The organism is Blautia sp. OM07-19 (genome assembly GCF_003481595.1).
GTDB lineage: Bacteria > Bacillota > Clostridia > Lachnospirales > Lachnospiraceae > Blautia_A > Blautia_A intestinihominis.
Window position 1 is genome coordinate 64,808 of the sequence record NZ_QULA01000015.1, and the last position, 22,053, is coordinate 86,860.

Sequence of the window (22,053 nt, forward strand, 5' to 3'; positions counted from 1 at the left end):
AATTTCAAAACTTCGTCAAGTCAGCCCACAGCAGGGTTTCTGTCTTTGTGCTGTCGCAATATGATAATATCTCGTACACAGCAAACAGCAGTCTCCAAAGAAACTGCTGCCAAGTAATTATTTATTATTTTTAACGAATTATGAACTGCATCTCATCTGTTGTTTCCGTTTTTGTTTTCCCCCTAAAGTTATATTTAAGATTAACTTCTACAGAATATAATCCAGCTATATCTGAGCATATTGCAACATTAAATTCCCCAGTATCTCCTGTTGCCACACACACATATCTTTTGCCCGCGTCGCCATCTGTATCACCTGTAGTTCCTATGTATGTTGCTAAATATTCCTGTTCAGCAGTGGAAATATCACATTTCCACTGCTGAACGGGTCTTTCATCATCCCCACCGGCAGGTGAGATAATCGCAAATTCATCTGGACTTTTATAATCCAAAACCCGAACTGTTATCTCCTTTATATCTATAGAAAAATCATTTCTATTTGTCACAGAAAGCCTGACTGTTGGCACATGTTCCAAATCATCTGTTCCTGCTACATACATCGGAATCCTTTTACCATTCACAGTTCCTGCTACATACATATCAAAGGAAGAATTAACTGCCATACTCTCTGTATCAGTACTTTCCAAATTTATTGTGTTTGCATTCTCATTTTCTGCAATTTTATTATCGTGGGTGTACGCTGGTATTGGTGTTAACATTTCTGCTGACACATCAAATTGAGATTTTTTATCTCTTACTGTTTGAAATAAGATCCCGCACAAATTTACTATCAAAGCTACTATAAGCCCTACCACAACACCTGCTGTGATAGGATATACTATATTATCTTTCCACTTATATATAACTGTATAAATATCATGATATGGAATAAACATAGATTCATAATCACGTTGAATTAAACCACTGTCAATCAGTTGCCTGATAGATTTCTGGTTCATTGAATCGCTATATGGAACAGGTGCAGAATATTCCATACCTTTTTACGCAATCCATAATTCAGTGTTTTTTAATCATTCCCCACAATAATTTTATCCTGGGCAAGATAACAGGTGCATTACTCATATATTCTACTGCTATCAAAAGAATAACCAAAAATACACCCCAAGCCACAAGATATCTCCGTATAGATTTATTAATTTCTTCTTCCATTTCTGTTTTTATAGTATCATTCTGAAAGCATTCCCTTATATCCTCTTCCGTCAGTACTTCTCTATAAGAATCTTTTAATTTATCATAGCTGTCGTAGACTTTCTGCAATTCGCATTTTGACTGAAGGTAACTGATAAAAAGATAAACAAACGAAGCCCCCAATACGATCTCAGAAATAATTGTGATGTCTCTTGTAAAAATATTATCCAGCGGCTGATCTGATACGATATTTGCAAGTATCACTGAAAACAGAAAGCCAAAAATAGCCAAAAGGTTAGCTTTAAATTTGTCCAGCATCTCCGTTGCATATTCTCCTGTCCTTGATACAATGTCACTGATAAATTCTGCAACTTTATTTTTCAGTTCCAAATACTGTGTCACATTATCTTTCAGGTACAGGTTATAATTTGTCTGAATAGATGACATCACTTCAGAACCTATATTCAATAGCACTTCATATTTACAGTGAAGACATATAATATTTCTAGCTATAATCGCCTTATCAATAATATTACCGCCTGAGTACATCCAATCATAAATCTTATAAAGATTATTATTTCCCTGTATGTTCTCAAGAGCATCGTTATATTCTACCGAACGCTGCCCCATAATTTGAAGTTTTAAGTTTCCGTCTTGTATAAATGAATTTGAAGCCAGTAGACAGGATGCTAAAATTGTTTCAAGTTTTAAAAATAATTCCCCGAGAGGATTTCCCTCATATCCTACTTCTATTTTGAAATCATCCGGCAACAGTTCATAATTATCCTGATTATAAAAGTAAGCATTTTCCCTGCATTCTGACAATCTCTTAGTTCTGTCAAAAGTCGAACTCAGTGTTCTACTTCCTGCTGCCAGAAAAAACATTGTTTTTGTGTAAAATATATCCCTGCAGTCAAACAGTTCAAATACCATGACGTTTCCCGCTTCTTTCATAAAACCAGAAAATACGTTTAATGCTTTATCTATCGGCAGGGAATTAATATCCTCAGCAAATTTTTCAAAGCAATATATGGACAAATATCCATTTACTATTTTTTTGTCTATTGTAAGGTTAACGTCGACTATTTCATCATCATCCAGAGAATCCAGAAATTGTATATACTCGTCTTCCATATTCTCATCCAGATGAAGCGTATCCTCTCCTTCTGAAACCAGGTATATTTTTATTTTATCTCTATCTGAAATGTCTCTGATTGTGTTGATCCATTCAGAATATTCTATAGAGTGCTCTTTATCAAAGCTACATTCTAATTCATACGTAAATCTCCGTTCTTCTTCCTTTCTCAGATCCGTAATTTGATTCCGGATTCTCTCTAACATTGAGAACTACTCCTCTCTATTTTCCTCGTCACTGTGTGCGAATGTCTGAAATGTCTGTTCATTACTTAATCTTATTCTGAGATATTTTCTGCCATAATTATCTTCATACGCCCAAATATCATTTTCATTTTCTAAGTCTGAAATTTTTAATTCAATTCCTGCTGTTACTTTATAAGTTCTTTTTGCTTTTTTCTTTATAGCATCTGGTACCGACTGAAACCGTCGATCAAATCCCTTTTCTTCTGGAAGTCTGCTAAGTTTTTCGCTTAACTCATGCTTCTTATCATCACTAATATCATTAGCTGCATACTCTGTAAAAATCTTTTTGAGCATATCATCATAGTCAAACATTTCCTGACTTGTATTACTCATATATGAATACATTGCCGTTTGTATAATTCTGTTATCATAAGGTGCAGTTTTCTTTAAATTTCTATTCAGGCATTTTTCTACTGCTTTATATGCCTTTGCTGTATTTGTCGCATCGTTCTGACACTCTTCCAGTTCCAGAAAATCATGCCACCAATATTTAGCGACTGTATCAGAATATACCTTCGCCTGAAACTGATCTGCATTCAAATCATCCAGATTAAATATGCATGTTTTCCAGATTTTCTTCGTATCTTTTGAAAAGCCAAACTTCTCACTATAATCTGCCTCATCAAAGAAACCTGTATGTTCAACTTTAGCAAGGATACATTTTCTGCTTTGGTTTTCCTGGAATAACACAAACAGCAGACTTCCTTTCTGTACTCTTATATTCATATGCCCAACCCGTTCCTGGGCTTCCTGTTCTTTTCTGATAAGTCGCCCTGCAATTGCATCTATCTTTTCTTCAATTAGTCCTGTATCTTCCGGACTTTGTGCAATTTCAAGAATTTGTGCAACAACTTCTGTTCCTGTTGACTGCGTATGATATTCTCTAATAGAAACATTATTACTTACGTGACCAATCAATTGTTCAATATAATCCCTGAACTTTGGCATTTCATTTACATTTCTTTTTTGGATTCTGTCATTTTCATAATCAATTACTCTGACTGCCTGTGTAATTATCTCCACTGTAGTTCTCCTTAATTTTTATCTTTTGTAAAAAAACGTGCCCTTTATGAAGCGTTTTTAGAGTTGCGTTTCCGTAACTTGTGCTTTATTAGTCATTTTCATTGTACCATATATATGCCTGTTTTCAGCGTTTTGTATAACAAAATACTATTTCGTTCTTCCGATATAATTGTATAAAAAAGATATGGAAACACCACCATAGAAGTTTCCATATCTTTTTTATATCATTTTATTTCATATTTCTCTATCACACAACTATGTTCTTTGATTCCTTTTTCATAATTGATTCCCGCAAGCAGCAGATTCCCATGATAGTCTTTCAGTGCCTCTACATACTGTTTTTCTTTTATCTGCGCGATCGCACCGCTGGCAGTTTTGTCCCATTTCAGTTCAATGACTGCTGCCGGTTTGTCTGCATGCAGTTTCCTCGGGATGAAGCAGATGTCGGCGAAGCCTTTTCCTGATGGCAATTCTCTGACGATAGTGTAGTATTCTCTCGCAAAATAGAACGCAAGATTAATGGTACAGCTCAAAGAGTTTTCATCATTATACTGCAGGATCGAGATTTCACGATGAGCACGATCAATTCCCTCTGCTACTGTGTCTGCATCCATTTCCCACAGAGCCTTTAGTAATTTCCGTGAATCATCTACAGAACGGATAACTTCGCTCCAGTTCATAGTACTGATCGCGTTTACGTATTCCTGTGAAACTTCTTTATTTGGTATTGTAACGGTTCTGTCAGGCCAGTGGTAGCTCAGATATCCAAGATGAACCAGCAACGTCAAGATGTCGTCTCTTCCCTGAAAGGATGTCATATCATTAGAGAAAGTTCCTGTATTAATCTCAATACGATCGCCTGCAAGCATTCGGATTACAGCATCTTTCAGACCATCAACATTCATGGAAATGTAGATCTTCAGGGCTTCATAGGTTTCGGTCTGATTCCAGTAGTTGTCATAAATGCCACTCAACATAGCATCTACTACGGATTTTGGGCTGTACATGGCGTATGTTTTTTTGTTGTTACCTTCTAGAGTTACAAGTTCATATCCATCATACCATGCCTGTGCTTCCTGAAAGTTTCTGTCATAACGACTGCAAAGGGATTTTACTTCCTCTCCTGTAAAACCGAAATATTCTGCCATATCACGGGGATTCAGCATGGAGTATTCTGTGAACATGTTCAGGGCGGAGTGGGAGCCGTATTTCTTTATGGGAAGTATTCCTGTCATGTAAGCAAGTGCTACGTATTCTTTATCTTTTAACCACATTCTCAGAAAATCAAGGTATTTTTTCTGGGATTCTATATCTTCTTTATATTCGCGGAACATACAGTCCCACTCATCGATCAGGATTACAAATTGATATTTCGTCTCTGCATAAATGTCCTGCATCGCAAACACAAGATGCTCGCTGTCAACATATTCCGGATATTTTCTTTTTAGTTCTCGGAGCAGGCGCGTCTGTAACATATTCAACATTTCCTCAACGCTCATACTCATGCTTAGAAATTCCTGTATGTTGATCTTGATGACATCATATTGATTTAAATATTCTTTGTAATCGACTTCTTTGCTGATTTTCAAATCATCAAATAGTTCTTCTGTATTTTCTTCTCTGCTGTAATATGCAGCCAGCATATTTGCTGCCATAGATTTTCCAAAACGTCTTGGTCGGCTCACACAAATGTATCGTTGTTCTGTATTTATTAATTTATTTGTTTTTTCGATTAAACCACTCTTATCTACATATATTTCAGAGCGCAGGCTATATCGAAACAGTGTGGAACCCGGATTCAGATAGTTTCCCATTTTGATGCCTCCCTTTGTTTCAGCAGTCACTTTTTTATATTTAAAGTTTATCATAATCGGCGGGCTTTTGAAATGATTTTCTTCTATGCTGAATCCAAAAGTATAACGAATCGAGTAGGAGGCGGTGACTAACCGCCGTCCTCTCACACCACCGTGCGTACCGTTCGGTACACGGCGGTTTCAATAGTTGACGTGCACAGACTGATAGGCTGTGGCTAAATCATAAAAGCCACTGTTTATCAGTCTTTCTTTTGTCATTGCCATGTTTACTGCAACTGTATGTGTTGCGAACCAATGTCCACGTCGGGTATTACCCGCTTGCATTGCCAAGTCTTCGGGGACTCCCATCTTGGTAAGATTACGCACCTTCGTCCTCGGTTTCTTCCACTGTTTCCATATACACATACGTATTCTGTGATAGAGCCATCCGTTGATGTCATCTATGTTGTTCTTCATACTTGCAATTCCGTAGTAGTTAAGCCATCCTCTTGCATACACCTTGATTTTCTCAAGACTCGGCTTGATTGACTGACATGACCTACGGGAAGATAACTCTTTCAGTCTCGACTTGAACTTCTTCCATGACTTCGGATGAACGCGGACATAAATGCCACTTCCGTTCCTTCCCAACGCAAAGCCAAGGAATTTAAAATTTCGAATTGCAAACACGCTGACAGTACGGCTCTTTTTTCGGTTGACTGTAAGTTTCAGCCTCTCCTTTAGATATTTTGTACTGCTTTCCAAGAGTCTCTCTGATGCCCGCTTGCTCTTTGCAAGAAACACAATGTCATCTGCATATCTTATGCATGGAACACCTCTTTTCAGGAATTCCTGGTCGAACTCATTGAGGTAGACATTTGCCAGCAATGGTGATAGATTTCCACCTTGTGGCGAGCCTTCCTCTGTGTCGATGACCACTCCGTTTTCCATTACACCGCTTTTCAGATAGCGCTTTATCAACTGTACTACACGTTCATCTTTTACATTCTTTCGGAGAAGATTGATGAGAATTTCGTGATTAAGAGTGTCGAAGTACTTTGACAAGTCAAGGACTACAGCAAATGTATAGCCTTGTTCGGCATACTCCTTAATCTTAAGTATTGCATCTTTTGCACTTCTGTTTGGACGATAGCCATAGCTACCCTCTGCAAACAGCGGTTCATAGATCGGCACTAACTGTTGGGTTATTGCCTGTTGGAGTGTACGGTCTACCACTGTTGGTATGCCAAGCTTTCGCACACCACCATCTGGTTTTGGAATCTCAACTCGTCTTACTGGAGACGGAGTATACTTTCCACGATAAATGCGGTCGGTTATCTCTTGTTGATGTTCCTTTAAATATGGAAGAGCCTCTTCAATGGTCATGCCATCAATTCCTGGTGCTCCCTTGTTTGCCTTAACTCTCTTATACGCTCTGTTAAAGTTGTCTTTATACAGTATCGCTTCCAAAAGTCTCGGCTGTGCACTGTCTCTTTCTTTCCATATCCGATTGAATGACCTAGACGCTTTCACATACCCTTCATGTTCCGCACTATCTCTTTGCGAACAGCCATTGTTTTCAATGTTTTCTGCCATAGACGGGCATTCCTCCTTTCTCGGTCATACTCAAGACTCCTACTGATTCGATCCTTCACCTCTCGGCTACTATGACCTCTGCTGACTTCTGTGCGTTCAGCATTGCTTTATGCAATGATTACCTCTTTCAAGGCGTACCGCACAGACCTCCCTAGGTACCACACGCTTCTTCCCCTCCATCCATCTGCCTCATCTATCATGCATGATTCCGTGTAGTTATCGGGCTTCGATTTGAAGTGCAACCTTACCCTCATGCATAACCTCATATGAGATTTCTGTTCGTCAGACCAGAGATTTGCCCATGAGTTAGTATGTTCCTCACATCCAGCTTCCTTCAGATTCCACCTCACGATGGACACCCTTGCCTTCGGCTATATCCTTCCCACTACCGGGTGGATTCGGGACTTTAACCCGTTAGAAACGTGCGCCGCTAGGCGCACACTTAAAAAAGATATGGTGAACTCCACTGTGGAAGTTCCCATATCTTTCTCGTTTTATATTATATATCATTTCCACTGCTGTCTGCTGGAATTAATGGAGGTAATATTAACGGGGGCTGCCCAAATGAAGCCGTTATCTGTGCAATCATAAGCGTAATTCGGCTCATTAACTCATTAACGATAAATTCACCATTCTTTCTAAATTCTTCGGCCAAATTAATCTTGCTCCAATCAAGTTCTTCTGCTCTGTTCTCCATAAAATAAAGATTTGCCCCAAATGCAACTTTCATAGAAAACACACTTTCTGGTTCAAACTCCAACGTCCTGGTTATAATAAGTTTTATTCCCCGTTTTCCAATTAACTGCGTATTAATATTATCCGTGCAATTTAAAGAGCACTCGGTAGCAACTTCTGTTTCCAACCTAGAATAAGAGATATCTTCCAAAAAAATATCATGTTGATCTTGAAAATATTCAGCAAAATTGTTAATCATCTTGTCTCCTTTTATTGTTTATAAGCCATATTAATATTATTTTTCTTCCCCTTTACCATATTGGGCATAAAAGAAGCTACCATGCTAATTCCCCTCTGAAGATTTCCTGCATAGTTACGATTATATTCATCTAATAATTTAGAAACCGCTTCCTTTATAATCACTTCATTTTGTGTATAGCTATTTACATATGTTTGTATTGCTTTTTCTACAGTTTGATTTAATGATTCTCCACTTTCCAGAGCAATCATGGCTAATTTTCTGTGCAACGTTGGTTTAATTCTAACATTGAATGTCCCTTTATATTCTTTATCTGGTTCTTTTCCAACTTCCTTGCAAAACTCTAGATAATCATCAACCGCATTTCTAAATTCTTCTTCAATCTTTTTGGCATCTGGGCTTTCAAAATCAACGTAGTCATTTATACCTTCTATTTTACCTCTTAATACGTATGATTCTGAATCAAATTCAATCTTTGCATGATATCCTTTATATTCCAGACTATCTTTCATCACAGTTCCCCCATTTCACGCAAATAAGTCACTAATCCTTTTACAGCACCAGGATCCATTTCATCTCCCGGATGTGGCTTATGTAATAAAATAGATCTTTTATCAGTTTCACGGTAAAATGCAACCCTAGACCCTGATGTTCTTCCTTTGTTTTTTTCTTCGAATCCTAACTGTTTCAGCAAGGCTTTAGCTTCTGTATAAGTATAATCTTTAGGTTTGCTTAATATTCTTTCTTTTAATTTTTCAAACCTGCTCATTAATTATAGCACTGCCTCTTTTTTTGCAACTGTCTTATAGTTGCATTATATGCTGTTTTCGATTTTATGTCAAGCTATTGTTTCTTTAAGGCATAAAACAGATGGTGGGATTCCAGGTGCTCCTGAATGTGATGGAATATCGTGCAGATGTCTATTATAACACCCAAACAGGCGCAGACCGGGACATTCAGAAGTTTCGAGAGCATCGATTACCTCTGTCAATGCATGAGCATGCTTGTTTTGATGCGCCGGGAAGAACCGGCAAATATATTTGACAGAGTGTCCAGGATATTGGGATAAAGAAAACCGATGGTTTTAAAACTATTACCAGTTTACACCATCGGCTTTCTTAAGTCCAGCTAACCCTTGAACCGTAACGCTTTTCTTTTTATTAAAAAAATTTACAGCTAGTTATCTAAATAATAAATCTTCAATTTCAACATGCTTTCTTGATCTTCCGTAACAATCCAAGGCCATTTCTCATGTAAAACTAATTTCTTAACAACACTGGGGTGCGGATGATGATATTTATTTTTGATACCTGCTGAAATAACAAATTCTGCATTTATATTAAGCAATTTTTCATTAAAATTATGGGTAGATCCATGATGTGCTACCTGAACACATCCAATGTATTTCCAATATGAACGATACGCTTCCTGCAATCGTTTCCATTTATTCTTTCCTGATGCATCGTAGTCTCCCATAAACAGGCAGCCTGATTTTTTATGGAGACACCCAAAGTCATCCCAACCTGAATAGTATTCACTGTCCGGTTTTTTGTGACAACACGCCTTAAAGTAATAGCATCTACAGTATAAGTTTTGATTCCAGTACCTTTCAAAATACTCATCTTCTTCTGTACACGCAATATATTGAACTACCCGACTATCACACGCTCCTGAAAATAATGTCATGGAATTTGTATTAAAATCACCTGGAACTTTTTTATATATTTCTTTCCATTTTTCTTTATTTTGTTCAAAAAATTCATCATCCATATTAGATATATCCGATAAAGAAATTCCCTCTTTTTCTAATTCTTCTTTTACGATCTGGATCCTCTGTTCATTTCTGAAATTAAACGGAATATACTCCCATTCAATCCTGGAATCTGGAAATTTAATCTTACCTGCAACATCTATTCGTGCCTGTTCACTTTCTTCTGGATATTCTGGCACTGGTATAAATTGAGGAAGATCTTCAATCCCTTCCCATTCTTCACCTAATTCACCCAGTTCTAACAACTCTGTTAAAAACCTATACGCTGTTTCGTCCACTTTATTTATTTTCAGGTATAATTTCATCAGTTCTTTATTTTCTGATGCTATTTGTGGGAAATATACCTTTTCTACATTACAGTATCTCAACAAATAAGGAATCCCATTAATATGATCTTCATGTAGATGCGAAATTACTAAAGCATTTATTTTTTCTTTTCTACTAAAATTTCTTTCTATTTGTTGCTCTACTATTTTAACATCTGTACTTGAGCCACAATCATATACAACATTTATTACCTTCCCCGTTGATGTTTCACACTCACCAAAATGTTCATAATAAAAAGCTCCTTGCCCGACTGGTAAAAATTTTCTAATCATAGAGTCCCTCCAATACTGTTTTTCATAGATTCCAACTGTCTTCCCCTTTATTTTGATAAATTTCGACATTTTTATTATACCATACATAGAGCAGCTTTTATGATTCTGTATGTCGAAACTGACATTCGTTCTTTCGATATAGCTGCAAAAAAGATATGGTGAACTCCGCTATAGAAGTTTCCATATCTTTTTCGTTTTATATTTATATGTCATTTCCACCACTGCCAACAGGAATTAGTGGTGACAAAATCAACGTAGTCATTTATATGACATTAATCTTTCACTGGGGTATTCTAAAATATTCTGCCACTGATTTGATCTTTGAAAAAGCTTTCACAATCTTTTCTGCTGTTTTTCCTGCACAATCTACGAATGTCTGGAAGTCGTTTCTTGTAGCCTGCTGTCCTTCTGCTGAGGGACTTTCTTCTGCTTTGGATAAGATTTTTTTCAGAATTTCCTTCTGCTTTTCATTCAGATTCTCATCCTTTTCAACACATTTTCTGGCTTCCTTCCATTCTCCATTGTTAGTCTTTTTAGAGCCGTAATTGACTTCATTTTGTTTTCCTGATATTATAATGGAATTCGAGTTTCCTGTAATATTATTGATATTGATGAATTAATTCATAAATCGTCATCCTCCTCCAGATAATTTTCCTTCCGAATCTGACTGACATTATGTATATACTGCCTCTCTCCTGTCAGTTCCATGCCTTTTATCAGATACTTATTTTGTTCTTTCAACATTTCAAAGCGTTTGTCAAAAGTTCTTATCTTATTTTTGACAAATGCCAAATCCGGAACAAAATCTGTACTTACGTAAGTCGCACTGACTTTATCCAGATCATCATTTCTTGATGCACAGTAAAAAAGCGTATCAAAAATATACAACGAGTCCAATTCGCAGACATCATCTACTACAATCCCACTTTTTCTTGTTCCCTGAATTATCATACATTTACTTTCTTTTTTGAAAAAATCATCTAATTTTTTGCGTAACTTATCCGGACATACGACTCTATCCCATTCTGCTTTCTCTTCTTCCGATAATTCATGAGAATATTCCACTACATATGGAAGTCCTGATGTATTTATATTGACTTCCCTTTTTAATAACTTTCTCGCGATTTCTTTATACTCTGTCACAAATTGAGACAGTTCTATTCGCGGCACGTGATATGTTATATGAAATTCAATGCAGGCATTTAACAGATTTTCTGCCTGTTTCCCTGACACGCCTTTCTGTTTATATTGATATATTGTATTAGCTTTTAGCTTTTTTTCAGTGTCAATCTCTTTCCCATTCATACTGTTGGCAATTGCTTCACATATTTTCATTTGCTTCCACCTCAAAAACTTACGGCACTTTTATAATCATAAAATCTTTCCCCTAATTGAATTCTTAAATTTTCTTTTTCCCTTTTTCTCATAAGTTCTGCTCCCCACATTTGATATTTTGCACTCGCAGCTGACATTCATAATGCCTGAATATATGTAATAATCTTACAGATATCTCAGCCAAATTAAAAATCCCCCCAGATAGCCAACCTGTCACTGCTTAATGCTTTTTCATTCATCAACAATTTTCAATATTTTTATTGTGTCATATATTGGACAGTTTTTGTCGTTCTGTATATCGAAATAGTAATTCGTTCTTTCGACATAGTTATACAAAAAAGAAACCACTCCAGCCATTCAAAAACTGGAATGATTTCTTTTCTGTTTTACATATTATTTAAATATGTTTCTTCTTGTTGATATAGTTATTAAGTACCTCAAATTGCTTTGCATCTATGTTTGTTTTTTCGGTGCATGTGATTCTGATCTCTATTTCACATTCGAAATAGTTATTTACATTTCTTCTCAGGTATTCTTTTAATGCAGCGAGTTCTCTTATGAGGTAATCATTTTTTACGTTAAACCACTGGCACAGGAAATTGCAGTTCCTTTCTTTTTCATTATCTTCATTATTTTCTTCGCACTTCTCGCCACAGATCAGGATAATCTGATGTTGAGATATTCGCGTCCTGTCGATTTTTACTTTTTCGCAGGGCTTTTTGCAGGCAAATGCGGACATTTGAGACATGGCTACGGGAATTTCCAGGATTAGTTTTTCTGTTATTGTCTTTGGAATGAGTCCGCCGTCTTTGTTGTTAATCTCGTATTCCGTATAGAGTTTATATCCTTGCGTCAGCAGGTGTGAGATCCAATGAAACGCCGATGTTTCTGACATCTGCTGCATATTATGATGCAGGATTGGCTTTGATACTCTGTAATTGCTCATGTCTAATAAGTCTGCAAGACGAATTAATATCTTATCAAATTTTATGCTCAGGAGCTGTTGTGCGGCAACGGATTTTCTTCCGTAAATATCTCGTTCATCTGCACCATGTGCTTCCGAGATTTCTGCGACGATTTCACGAATCAGAGTATCGAGATATGCTATTTCTGATCTTTTTCGTATTTCTGCCGCACTGTCTTTTTCATGTCTGCCACGGACCATTTCTTCAAAATATCCGTCTATTTTTTTGTAACTATCCAGCATATATTTTTTGACACTTAAAATATCCCGTTTGCTTTTCGTTAAATTTTCCTGATTGTATTCATCCAGCAGGTCCTTTGCCAGTTCATCCGCTTTGTCTGTATCTATGAGAAAAAGATCTGACGAAGGAATCTTTACCATTGATATGTCATGCAGATAACAGGCAAGAAATAAAATGTAATAGTCTATCGCGGAAATCTTAAAAAAATCAATTGTGTGGATCAGTTTGACTATGTTCTGGATCAAAGTGATCGCATGTTCCTGGTTATGTAAGGTATAAAAATACAAATGTTTCGAACCATTCTGCCAGACATCATAAACGTATTTGTGTGTAAGTATCAGATTGTCAATTTTTACCGGATCTTTTACAAAGGAATAAAAGATTTCCATGACCCGCATGATTGAATAGTCTACAACACCTTTATTGAGAGGATCTTTCAGCACAATTTCTCTTTTGCGAAACTCTTCTGTCTGGAACCAGGGATTTCTCAAGAAGGCCAAAATCCTGAGTTCTCCATAGGTTAATGCTTTCTTACTGTTTTTCGCAAGGACCGGATGGTCTGAAATTTCAACGTTGAACAGATACGAATAAATTGTATTCATCACCATTCGGAGTATTTTCTGCGTATTTGCACGGACCAGTTTCATTTTATCATAAAGACCCTTTTCTTCTGAAAACAGTATTTTCACTATTTCTTCATCTTGTTGTCTCTGAAATCTGGAACAGTAATACTCTGCGACCTCGTAATGTTTATTTGCATACTTTTTCAGTTTGATCTTTGCTAATCTCTTGAGGCTTTTATACGAATCGTCATAAAGAATATGCAGTTCTTCTTCAGTCATGTCTGCATTGTCTCCCAGCAATTCTCTATATGTACATTGCAGATATGAAAATTTTTCTCCGCCTTCTTTGATGCACAGTTTATCAATCTCCTGTACATATCTTTGCAGTTTGCTGATTTCCTCTTCTTTTGCAAAAGTCTGATACATGCCTACTGCTGCATCCCATATATCATTGCTGTAAGATTTCATAAACCGTTCTAATATGTCTTTCTTTTCCTTTGCTGATTGCACCCTGCCATCTATGAACCTTTCTAATGTTTTGTCCTGAACTCCGGCATAAATAATCTCTTCCAATTCCTCTTTATAGATCTGCTCATCTGAATCATCTTCCGGGCGGTGCATTGCAGATAAACGTTGTTTTCTATATTTAAAAAATCTATAATATCTTATAAGCCTGTCTTTGAATTTTTTGGTATCACGCACCTCTGGTTCTGGCAGGTTCCGCTTTTCTTTTTCCTGGCTCTGTTTTTCCAGTTTATCCAGTTGTGCTTTTACCTGTTGACACAATATCTCAAATTTTTTCTCAAGATTTCTGTTCTCTTCATCTGAGTACATCCTGAAGAAATCACTTCCAGCCTGGGACATCTGCCGGCTTATACATTTCAGATAAACTTCACTTTCATCAAGACGATCCAGACGAACATAGCTGCTTTTGCCACTCAGATGCAGACCAACGCCATAAAGGTTACTTTCATAAAATCCCTGTGTATTCTGAGGATAAATTTTTATATTTTCCTTCTGATGCTTTTTCAAAAACTCCTGTTCCTTTTTTGTAATCTGTTCATTAATATTTTCCAGTTGTTTCTGAAATTGATCTTCCTGTATATCATTTGTAAAAATGACGGAATCGTCCACATAAAAATAACTCACTCCTGTAAATGTACTTCGAAAAATTTCGGAAACTATTATCATGTATATATTTCCAAGGAAGTATGACTGTGGCAGGCCCTGGGGAATGCCTCTTACAAATTTGTATAATTTCGCAACGGTCTCAGTGTGCTCTGCATCCCCTGTTTTTTCAGTGTTTACTGTATTTTGCTGTTCATCGTCATTGCTTTTCGGTGTTTTATGTTTCGATATCTTTAAATACTGTTCTCGTAGTTGTTTCGTGAATGCTGTATCAGGTTCTCCAAAATCAAGTTCACAAAACAATAACTTACGCAGCACTGTTTTCATAAGGCGCATGTCCTGTTCTGACAGATACGCCGGTAAATATCCAATAATATAGTGGTATATGATAACCGGATTAATTGTTGGAAAGAAATTCTCGAGGTCTAATGTAACTTCATATTTATATTCCAGAGAGGTGTGATATTTTTTCAGTGCATCATTACTGTTCTGGTTATATTTCTGGTATTGTTGTTTCCATGGCTTAAACAGGCTCTCTGGCTTTACGGAAACTCTGTTTCCATAGAAATCCGAAGGAATCAGGCGGCTTAGATTTGACAGGGTCAGCTTTGGATTTTCCTTCTCCGGTATTTCATAGACGAACAGATGAAGCATTGATACAATTGCAATCTGGGTGATTAAATCTGTAGTATGAAGTGGTCTGAATTCCAGTTTTCCATCGACTAATTTTTTCGGTTTGAAGTATACTTTTGCCTGGATAAATTTGTCTGGATCGTCCAATAACTGTTTGATTCGTTTTTTTACATCTTCTGTCACTTTGCTGACAAGTCGTTCATCAAATTTGTCCTGTAACTGATGATATAGATGTCGGTCTTCCGGTTTCAGTATGTTGTATTCAAAGATGTACGAATTTAAGGAATATATTGCTAAATATATGTTGATATCGGATAATAAATGTTCTCTGTATTTCGATTCCTGCCCTGTCTTTGACTTCATTTTCCGCGCTCCTTTGTATTATTCGGTATATGCTTGTCCAAAAAATCTTTAAAGTCTGATACCACTTTATCTGATAGCACTTTACTCGATTTCTCTTTATTCAATTCCACCTTATCCATTTCATATTGCTCATGGTAAATATATCTCTGCATATCGCAAAGAATGCTGCCTTCAATTGTTAATGTTTTTTCTGAAACAAAGTCAGGACCGCCCAATATAGATTTCTTAACTTTTCCGTTTTCATCTGTTTCAAACAGCCAGTATCTGTCAATTTTTAATGTAAGATTGTGATATGATTCTGCTGCCTCAAACAGTGCTTTCGCAATTTCATATTTAATTGAAAATGCTTTTATGAATATCCGAAATTCTTCTATGAATCCCGGCAAATATGTTGCGTTATAAGCATAATCCCAGCTCGCATGACATAAATATGAAGAAAAACATTTTAGTCCGTCTTCAAAAATATCCATAGAATTTTTGTCTGTTTTTAGTTCATTATAGAATTCATTATACGATTCCCATGTTGATTCATCCATATTATTACTCATTTGTATTTTCTCCGTACCATAAGTCTGAATAGACTAATTTCAGATAGTTGTGAAGATCTTCTTTCCATTTTATATAATTCTGATACTCATCTTCCCAGTTTCCTTCATTCATTGACTGGAGGCACGCAGCCGCTTCCTCTTTATCACGCATCAATCGTTCATAGAGTTCGTCTTTAGAAGCTGTTATTTCATTTCTATAATCAGGGAAGTTTCCCGTCCGAAGCAGATATTTCCCCACGGGTGGTTTTTTATGCATATCTCTGATTTTCTTTTCTTTCAGGTTAAGAGGTTTTTCCTCTATCTCTAATGGGAGAAATGGCGGTAGCAGCACTTCCTGCTCAATATAATTGGAATACTCATTGCCTGATAAGAACTGCTGAAAATCAACTGATGGACTTTCTTTTGGAATCTCCACTTCTAAAAGGATTACATTATTTTTTTCGGCAAACTCAGTATCATAGGCTCCTTTTGTGCAGGCAACAAAAGATCCTGTAAAACTCTTCTGGTATGCATTTAATGAAGCCTGCCGGTCTACTCTTTTTACCTTAACTGCTGATATATTTTTTTCTTTTTGCAGGCACATCATCGAAAACACTCCTGTATAAATAGCAAGTGTCTCGTCCAGCCTCTCGATAAATACAGGTTTTAATTTTTTCTTTTCTTTGAATATCCGCTCTTTTTCGTTTTCATATCCATCAAAAAGCAGTGCATTTAACGTGCGATATGCTTCATTGTCTCCCCACAAAGTATCTTTTGAAGATTTTCCAAAAGCTACTTTTCCATCATCAGTTCTTTCTCGAATATCTCCACCATAGAATCTCAGCATGTCTACAGGTGCTCTGTGCTCCATATGATTTTCCTCCTGATATTTGTTTCTGTTTGTAAAAATAATGATTTTTGGTACCTTTATTGTATCATATGTTGGACAGTTTTTAGCATTCTGTATATCGAACTATTCATTCGATTTTTCGATATGTTTATAACCATATATTGAAAAAGGTATGAGGAACTTCATCATTAAACAACAAAATTCTTCATACCTTTTTCTTTAAATTGACGCGGATTCACATTTCGCTTAGATAATAATACACACCATCCCGCCCTTGCTGTCGTTAACGATCTTTTGCATGGTGTCCTGGAGTTTGGTTTGGCTTTCTTCGCCGATGGCGGAGATTTTGGTGCGGATGCCGTCCTGGACGAGCTGTTCGATGGATTTGCCGAAGATGTTGGTTTCCCAGATGCTTTCGCCGCGCTGGCTACTCTCGCCGATGTACTGGATGAGGTCGTTGGCCTGCTGCTCGGTGCCTACGATCGGGGCGATCTCGGTTTCGATGTTTGCCTTGATCATGTGGATGGACGGGCTCTTGGAGCGGATCTTTACGCCGAATTTGTTACCCTGGCGGATGACGGTCGGGTCTTCGATCTGGATCTCGGAGAGTTCCGGGACGACGACGCCGTAGCCGGTCGAGCGGACGGCTTCGAGGGCTGCCTGGACTTTGACGTACTGCTCTTTCATGGCTGCCAGTTCTTTCATGGTGTGGATCAGGTCGTATTCGCTTTCCATAGTGATGCCGCTCATTTCGCTTAAGATCTTGTAATAAAATTCGTCTTTGACCTGGATACGGATGCGGACGATCCCGGTGGAAAGATCGACCTGATCGAGAAGTGTCTCCTGAATATAGGGTCCTGTGAGCTGAACGGAGTCCTTGGTGATGTCGCGGATGTGCGTCAGATTCTGCATGTATTCGCGGATCTGTGTGAGGATCTGAGCTTTCAGTTCGTGCTGTGGTGAAAGCATTTCGACCCATTTCGGAATGTAGAACTGGATCTCACTGACCGGGAATTCGTAGAGGACATTTTCCAGGATCTTTATGATGTCTTCTTTGCGGAGCTGTTCACAGTTGGCGGAGATCGTGGTCACGCCGTATTTGTCCCGCAGCTCCCGACAGAGTTTCTGGGTTTCTTCTTTATATGGTGTCTGGGAGTTGACAAGGATCAGAAATGGTTTGCCCTGTTTTTTTAATTCTTTGACCGTGAGTTCTTCGGCTTCGATGAAATTTTCTCTCGGAAGCTCACCGAAACTGCCGTCGGTGGTGACTACGAGGCCGATCGTTGCGTGTTCCTGGATAACTTTGCGGGTGCCAACCTGGGCGGCTTCGTGGAAGGGGATGGCTTTTTCGAACCATGGAGTTTTGACCATCCGCTCTCTTCCGTCTTCAATGTGGCCGGAGGCGTCTTTGACAAGAAAACCGACACAGTCGATCAGTTTGATCTGAACTTTCTGGTCTTCGCCGAGTGTCACGGGAATCGCTTCTTTTGGGATAAATTTAGGCTCTACGGTAGTAATGAGTTTCCCTGAACCGCTCAAGGGAAGCTGGTCGCGGACTTCGGCCTGCTGCCCCGGTTCCATGGCGGGAAGTGCCACAAGTTCCATAAATCTTCGGATGAACGTTGATTTTCCTGTCCGTACAGGCCCGACAACGCCTATGTATATATCACCACCGGTCCGCGCCTGAATATCCCGGTAAATCTGAAAATTTTCCATAAAAAATCCCCCTGCATATATTGTAACAGTCCCATGTATCGTTACAATATATGCAGGAGGAAACTATTTTATTTACGGTTTTTGAGGTATTCTGCTCTGCCTTCTTCGTAGAGGTTGTTGCCTTCGCTGTCGATGATCACGACGAGGGGCATTTCTTCTACATAAAGTCTGCGGAGTGCTTCGGACTGGAGATCTTCGTAGGCAACCAGTTCTGCACTCTTGATGCATTTGGCGAGAAGGGCTCCGGCTCCGCCGATCGCTCCGAAGTAAACGCCGCTGTATTTCTTCATGGCTTCTACGACTTCCGGAAGGCGGGCGCCCTTGCCGATCATTCCACGTGCGCCTACGGACATCATGGTCGGTGCGTAGGCATCCATTCTTCCGCTGGTGGTCGGGCCTGCGGAACCGATGACCTGACCTGGCTTTGCAGGGGTCGGGCCTACATAGTAGATGGTTGCATCTTTCGGATCAAAAGGGAGTTCCTCGCCGCGTGCAAGTGCTTCGCACATTCTCTTGTGTCCGGCATCGCGGGAGGTGTAGATGGTTCCGGTCAGGTAGACGGTGTCGCCTGCGTGAAGAGTTCTTGCCAGTTCTTCTGTTAATGGCAGTGTGATGTGACGTTCCATATTAAAGCACCTCCGTTTTGTGGCGTGTTACGTGGCAGCTGATGTTGATCGCACATGGCATGCCGGCGATATGGGTTGGCATGGTCTCGATGTTCAGGCCGATGGCTGTGGTCCTTCCACCGAATCCCTGCGGTCCGATTCCGAGCTGGTTGATCTTTTCCAGCATTTCTTTCTCCAGGTCAGCATAATATGGATCCGGGTTCTGGGTGTCTACCGGACGCATGAGGGCTTTCTTTGCAAGAAGGGCTGCCTTGTCAAAAGTTCCTCCGATTCCGACACCGACTACCATCGGTGGGCACGGGTTCGGGCCTGCTGTCTCTACAGTCTCCAGAATGAAGTCTTTGATTCCTTCGATGCCTGCGGATGGCTTGAACATGCGGATCGCGCTCATGTTTTCACTTCCGAAGCCTTTTGGTCCGACGGTGATGCGGATGTGCTCGCCCGGAACGATCTCGGTGTAGAGCATTGCCGGTGTGTTGTCACCTGTGTTTCCTCTGCGGACAGGGTCTTTGACAACGGATTTGCGGAGGTAGCCATTTGTGTAGCCTCTGCGGACACCTTCATTGACTGCTTCTGTCAGATCTCCGTCTGTGATATGTACGTCCTGACCGATCTCCAGAAAGACGCATGCCATACCGGTATCCTGACAGATCGGAACCTGCTCATTCTCTGCGATCTGATAGTTCTCGATGATGTTGTCGAGGACACCGCAGGCAATCTGTCCGTCCTCGCAGGAACGACAGGCCTGGATAGCGGCCTTAATATCAGATGGCAGGACCTGATTTGCCTCGATGCAGAGACGCTCGATGGTGTCTGTGATAGCTGATGCTTTAATTTCACGCATTTGCATTTACTCCTATCTTTCGTTTTTGTGCCGACAACAACATGGGGGCTGTATCATCCTGCGAAATGTGAGTGACGCAGGATGTCAGATTCTCTGCTGTCTCTGGCACTTTTGATTTTATTTTAGACTATCTCGTGTAAATCTGCAAGTATCTGTAAAAAAACAAGCAGTTCTTAACAACAAAACAACCAGACCCCTGTCGAAGTATCTCTCTTCATGGAGTCTGGTTATCTTTTATGTCAGATTTCCTATGGCAAAAAATCTAAGCATGGATTTTATTTATCTTTTTCTTCTAACTTCCCCCTCGGAAGTTATACGCGCGGAATTAATAGAATTCGTTATGGAGCAGTTCGTGCTCTTTGCCCTTGAGAAGTCCCTGGTAAAGTTCGAGTACCATCGGGTTCTCGTCGGATTTCTTGATGATCGTAGTATTATCTGCATTGTACAGACCTCTTGCTCTGGCGGCCTTGGTCCTGTCACCGGATCTGGTCGGCTGACCGCCACCCATGATACAGCCACGACGGCATGCCATAACTTCGATCAGATGGTATTCTGCTTCGCCGTTCTTTACACGGTCCATAACGATCCTTGCATTGGCAAGTCCGCTGGCTACGCAGATCTTGACTTCCATTCCTTTGTATGGGATGGAGAATTCCTTGATTCCCTCATCTCCACGAACACCACATTCAGCGATCTCTCGCATTGTTTCTTTGCTGTGATCCGGAGTCAGACGGCGGAGAACAGCCTCTGTAACACCACCGGTAACACCAAAGATAACACCACCGCCGGAACCGAATCCAAATGGCATATCACATGCTTCTGGCTCAAGTCCTGCAAAATCAAGACCAAAGTTGTCGATCATGCGGAGAAGCTCTGTGGTTGTAATAACAATATCGGTATCTTTCTCACCATGTGTGTAGCTGTTCGGACGAACTGCCTCTGCTTTCTTAGCAGTACATGGCATGATGGAAACCATAACGGTCTTCTTGCCCTGGGCATGTTCCGGATCACGGAAGTATTCCTTGATAACTGCGGAAAGCATTCCCTGTGGGGACCTGCAGGTAGAAATATTCGGGATGTAATCCTTGTACTGATCTGTGATAAATTTAACCCATGCCGGACAGCAGGATGTCAGAAGCGGAAGTTTCTCACCTTTCTCGATACGGTTAAGGAATTCTGCACTTTCTTCCATGATGGTAAGGTCGGCACTGAAAGTAGTGTCATAAACTTCGTCAAAGCCCATGCGGTGAAGTGCATTGACGATCTTGCCCATTACACTGCGGCCCTTCTGGAGTCCGTAATGATCTCCTACTGCAACACGTACCGCAGGTGCGATCTGTGCAACTACACGGATATCCGGATCTGCGAGTGCCTTAAAGACTTTGTCTGTGTTGGTATGGATGGAAATAGCACCTGTCGGACAGAATGCGCGGCACTGTCCGCAGTTTACGCACTGTGTCTCGGCAATCTTCTTGTTGAACGCCGGCATAACCATGGCTTCTGTTCCACGGAATGCAAATCCGAGTGCGCCGATTCCCTGGATTTCCTCGCAGGCACGTACACAGTTTCCGCAGAGGATACATTTATTCGGATCGCGAACGATAGATGGAGAACTGAAATCCAGTTCATGCTGCTCTCTGGTGTTCTGGAAACGGACGGTTCTTACACCGAGACGATGCGCCAGTTCCTGGAGAACGCACTCACCGCTCTTGATACAGGTCGTACAGTCACGACAATGTGCTGCAAGGAGCAGTTCCACGATCAGTTTACGATAGTTTCTTAATTTATTGGTGTTGGTATGGATGACCATACCATCGCGCGGTACTTCTGAACAGGAAGCAAAGGTTTTGCCTCTGTCGTCCTCTACTGTACATAAACGGCATGCTCCAAATGTAGAGAGCTCCGAATGATAGCACAGGGTCGGAATATCGATGCCTGCGTTACGGATAACGGTCAGGACGTTTCTTTCATCGGTAAATTCAACTTTTCTACCGTCAATTGTCATTGTACCCATAAGTC

The 22,053-nt window shown here is 39.6% G+C and carries 17 protein-coding genes; all 17 read right to left on the minus strand.

The features are described 5' to 3' along the window. Window positions 1-130 precede the first annotated feature (130 nt). Window positions 131-994, minus strand: a complete 864-nt coding sequence (locus DXC01_RS11525; protein WP_118698945.1) for a hypothetical protein — start codon at window positions 992-994, stop codon at window positions 131-133. Window positions 995-1,016: 22 nt separating this feature from the next. Further along, complete coding sequence (locus DXC01_RS11530; protein ID WP_118698946.1) at window positions 1,017-2,489, minus strand: hypothetical protein; 1,473 nt, start codon at window positions 2,487-2,489, stop codon at window positions 1,017-1,019. A gap of 6 nt (window positions 2,490-2,495) precedes the next feature. Then, window positions 2,496-3,551, minus strand: a complete 1,056-nt coding sequence (locus tag DXC01_RS11535; protein ID WP_118698947.1) for a nucleoid-associated protein — start codon at window positions 3,549-3,551, stop codon at window positions 2,496-2,498. A gap of 224 nt (window positions 3,552-3,775) precedes the next feature. Next, window positions 3,776-5,365 (minus strand): AAA family ATPase, encoded by a 1,590-nt coding sequence (locus DXC01_RS11540; protein WP_118698948.1) that lies wholly within the window; start codon window positions 5,363-5,365, stop codon window positions 3,776-3,778. 180 nt (window positions 5,366-5,545) lie between these two features. Next, window positions 5,546-6,940, minus strand: coding sequence for a group II intron reverse transcriptase/maturase (gene ltrA / locus DXC01_RS11545; RefSeq protein WP_118698949.1), 1,395 nt, complete (start codon window positions 6,938-6,940; stop codon window positions 5,546-5,548). Between the two features lie 499 nt (window positions 6,941-7,439). After that, window positions 7,440-7,874 carry a hypothetical protein gene (locus DXC01_RS20040; RefSeq protein ID WP_147399632.1) on the minus strand — a complete coding sequence of 145 codons (435 nt, stop codon included), beginning with the start codon at window positions 7,872-7,874 and terminating at the stop codon, window positions 7,440-7,442. 11 nt (window positions 7,875-7,885) lie between these two features. Next, window positions 7,886-8,386: a type II toxin-antitoxin system HicB family antitoxin gene (locus tag DXC01_RS11555; protein ID WP_118698951.1), complete on the minus strand. Its 501-nt coding sequence runs from the start codon at window positions 8,384-8,386 to the stop codon at window positions 7,886-7,888. Beyond that, window positions 8,386-8,643 (minus strand): type II toxin-antitoxin system HicA family toxin, encoded by a 258-nt coding sequence (locus tag DXC01_RS11560; RefSeq protein WP_118698952.1) that lies wholly within the window; start codon window positions 8,641-8,643, stop codon window positions 8,386-8,388. The genes DXC01_RS11555 and DXC01_RS11560 overlap by 1 nt, the downstream gene beginning before the upstream one ends. Window positions 8,644-9,050: 407 nt before the next feature. Continuing rightward, complete coding sequence (locus DXC01_RS11570) at window positions 9,051-10,244, minus strand: MBL fold metallo-hydrolase (RefSeq protein ID WP_158583632.1); 1,194 nt, start codon at window positions 10,242-10,244, stop codon at window positions 9,051-9,053. Window positions 10,245-10,865: 621 nt separating this feature from the next. Further along, window positions 10,866-11,579, minus strand: a complete 714-nt coding sequence (locus tag DXC01_RS11575) for a hypothetical protein (protein ID WP_118698954.1) — start codon at window positions 11,577-11,579, stop codon at window positions 10,866-10,868. Between the two features lie 397 nt (window positions 11,580-11,976). Further along, entirely contained in the window at window positions 11,977-15,471 is a 3,495-nt protein-coding gene (locus tag DXC01_RS11580; RefSeq protein WP_118698955.1) for an HD domain-containing protein, read from the minus strand. After that, window positions 15,468-16,019 (minus strand): hypothetical protein, encoded by a 552-nt coding sequence (locus DXC01_RS11585; RefSeq protein ID WP_118698956.1) that lies wholly within the window; start codon window positions 16,017-16,019, stop codon window positions 15,468-15,470. Before DXC01_RS11585 ends, DXC01_RS11580 begins: the two co-directional genes overlap by 4 nt. Further along, on the minus strand, window positions 16,012-16,869 hold the full coding sequence (locus DXC01_RS11590) for a hypothetical protein (protein ID WP_118698957.1): 858 nt from the start codon (window positions 16,867-16,869) through the stop codon (window positions 16,012-16,014). Before DXC01_RS11590 ends, DXC01_RS11585 begins: the two co-directional genes overlap by 8 nt. Before the next feature lie 225 nt (window positions 16,870-17,094). Further along, window positions 17,095-18,564 carry a stage IV sporulation protein A gene (spoIVA, locus tag DXC01_RS11595; protein ID WP_022214508.1) on the minus strand — a complete coding sequence of 490 codons (1,470 nt, stop codon included), beginning with the start codon at window positions 18,562-18,564 and terminating at the stop codon, window positions 17,095-17,097. A gap of 68 nt (window positions 18,565-18,632) precedes the next feature. Next, window positions 18,633-19,190, minus strand: a complete 558-nt coding sequence (locus DXC01_RS11600; protein ID WP_022214507.1) for a Fe-S-containing hydro-lyase — start codon at window positions 19,188-19,190, stop codon at window positions 18,633-18,635. Between the two features lies 1 nt (window position 19,191). Next, a complete protein-coding gene (locus DXC01_RS11605) occupies window positions 19,192-20,034 on the minus strand; it encodes a fumarate hydratase (protein WP_118698958.1) in 843 nt (280 codons plus the stop codon). A gap of 325 nt (window positions 20,035-20,359) precedes the next feature. After that, window positions 20,360-22,048 (minus strand): [FeFe] hydrogenase, group A, encoded by a 1,689-nt coding sequence (locus DXC01_RS11610; RefSeq protein ID WP_118698959.1) that lies wholly within the window; start codon window positions 22,046-22,048, stop codon window positions 20,360-20,362. Window positions 22,049-22,053: the final 5 nt, after the last annotated feature.

Bases quoted from the DNA above. Each gene is read 5' to 3' on its own strand.
- DXC01_RS11525 (WP_118698945.1), bottom strand. From the start codon at position 994: ATGGAATATTCTGCACCTGTTCCATATAGCGATTCAATGAACCAGAAA.
- DXC01_RS11610 (WP_118698959.1), bottom strand. From the start codon at position 22,048: ATGGGTACAATGACAATTGACGGTAGAAAAGTTGAATTTACCGATGAA.
- DXC01_RS11540 (WP_118698948.1), bottom strand. From the start codon at position 5,365: ATGGGAAACTATCTGAATCCGGGTTCCACACTGTTTCGATATAGCCTG.
- ltrA (WP_118698949.1), bottom strand. From the start codon at position 6,940: ATGGCAGAAAACATTGAAAACAATGGCTGTTCGCAAAGAGATAGTGCG.
- DXC01_RS11585 (WP_118698956.1), bottom strand. From the start codon at position 16,019: ATGAGTAATAATATGGATGAATCAACATGGGAATCGTATAATGAATTC.
- DXC01_RS20040 (WP_147399632.1), bottom strand. From the start codon at position 7,874: ATGATTAACAATTTTGCTGAATATTTTCAAGATCAACATGATATTTTT.
- DXC01_RS11530 (WP_118698946.1), bottom strand. From the start codon at position 2,489: ATGTTAGAGAGAATCCGGAATCAAATTACGGATCTGAGAAAGGAAGAA.
- DXC01_RS11600 (WP_022214507.1), bottom strand. From the start codon at position 19,190: ATGGAACGTCACATCACACTGCCATTAACAGAAGAACTGGCAAGAACT.
- DXC01_RS11605 (WP_118698958.1), bottom strand. From the start codon at position 20,034: ATGCGTGAAATTAAAGCATCAGCTATCACAGACACCATCGAGCGTCTC.
- DXC01_RS11580 (WP_118698955.1), bottom strand. From the start codon at position 15,471: ATGAAGTCAAAGACAGGGCAGGAATCGAAATACAGAGAACATTTATTA.
- DXC01_RS11555 (WP_118698951.1), bottom strand. From the start codon at position 8,386: ATGAAAGATAGTCTGGAATATAAAGGATATCATGCAAAGATTGAATTT.
- DXC01_RS11590 (WP_118698957.1), bottom strand. From the start codon at position 16,869: ATGGAGCACAGAGCACCTGTAGACATGCTGAGATTCTATGGTGGAGAT.
- DXC01_RS11560 (WP_118698952.1), bottom strand. From the start codon at position 8,643: ATGAGCAGGTTTGAAAAATTAAAAGAAAGAATATTAAGCAAACCTAAA.
- spoIVA (WP_022214508.1), bottom strand. From the start codon at position 18,564: ATGGAAAATTTTCAGATTTACCGGGATATTCAGGCGCGGACCGGTGGT.
- DXC01_RS11570 (WP_158583632.1), bottom strand. From the start codon at position 10,244: ATGATTAGAAAATTTTTACCAGTCGGGCAAGGAGCTTTTTATTATGAA.
- DXC01_RS11575 (WP_118698954.1), bottom strand. From the start codon at position 11,579: ATGAAAATATGTGAAGCAATTGCCAACAGTATGAATGGGAAAGAGATT.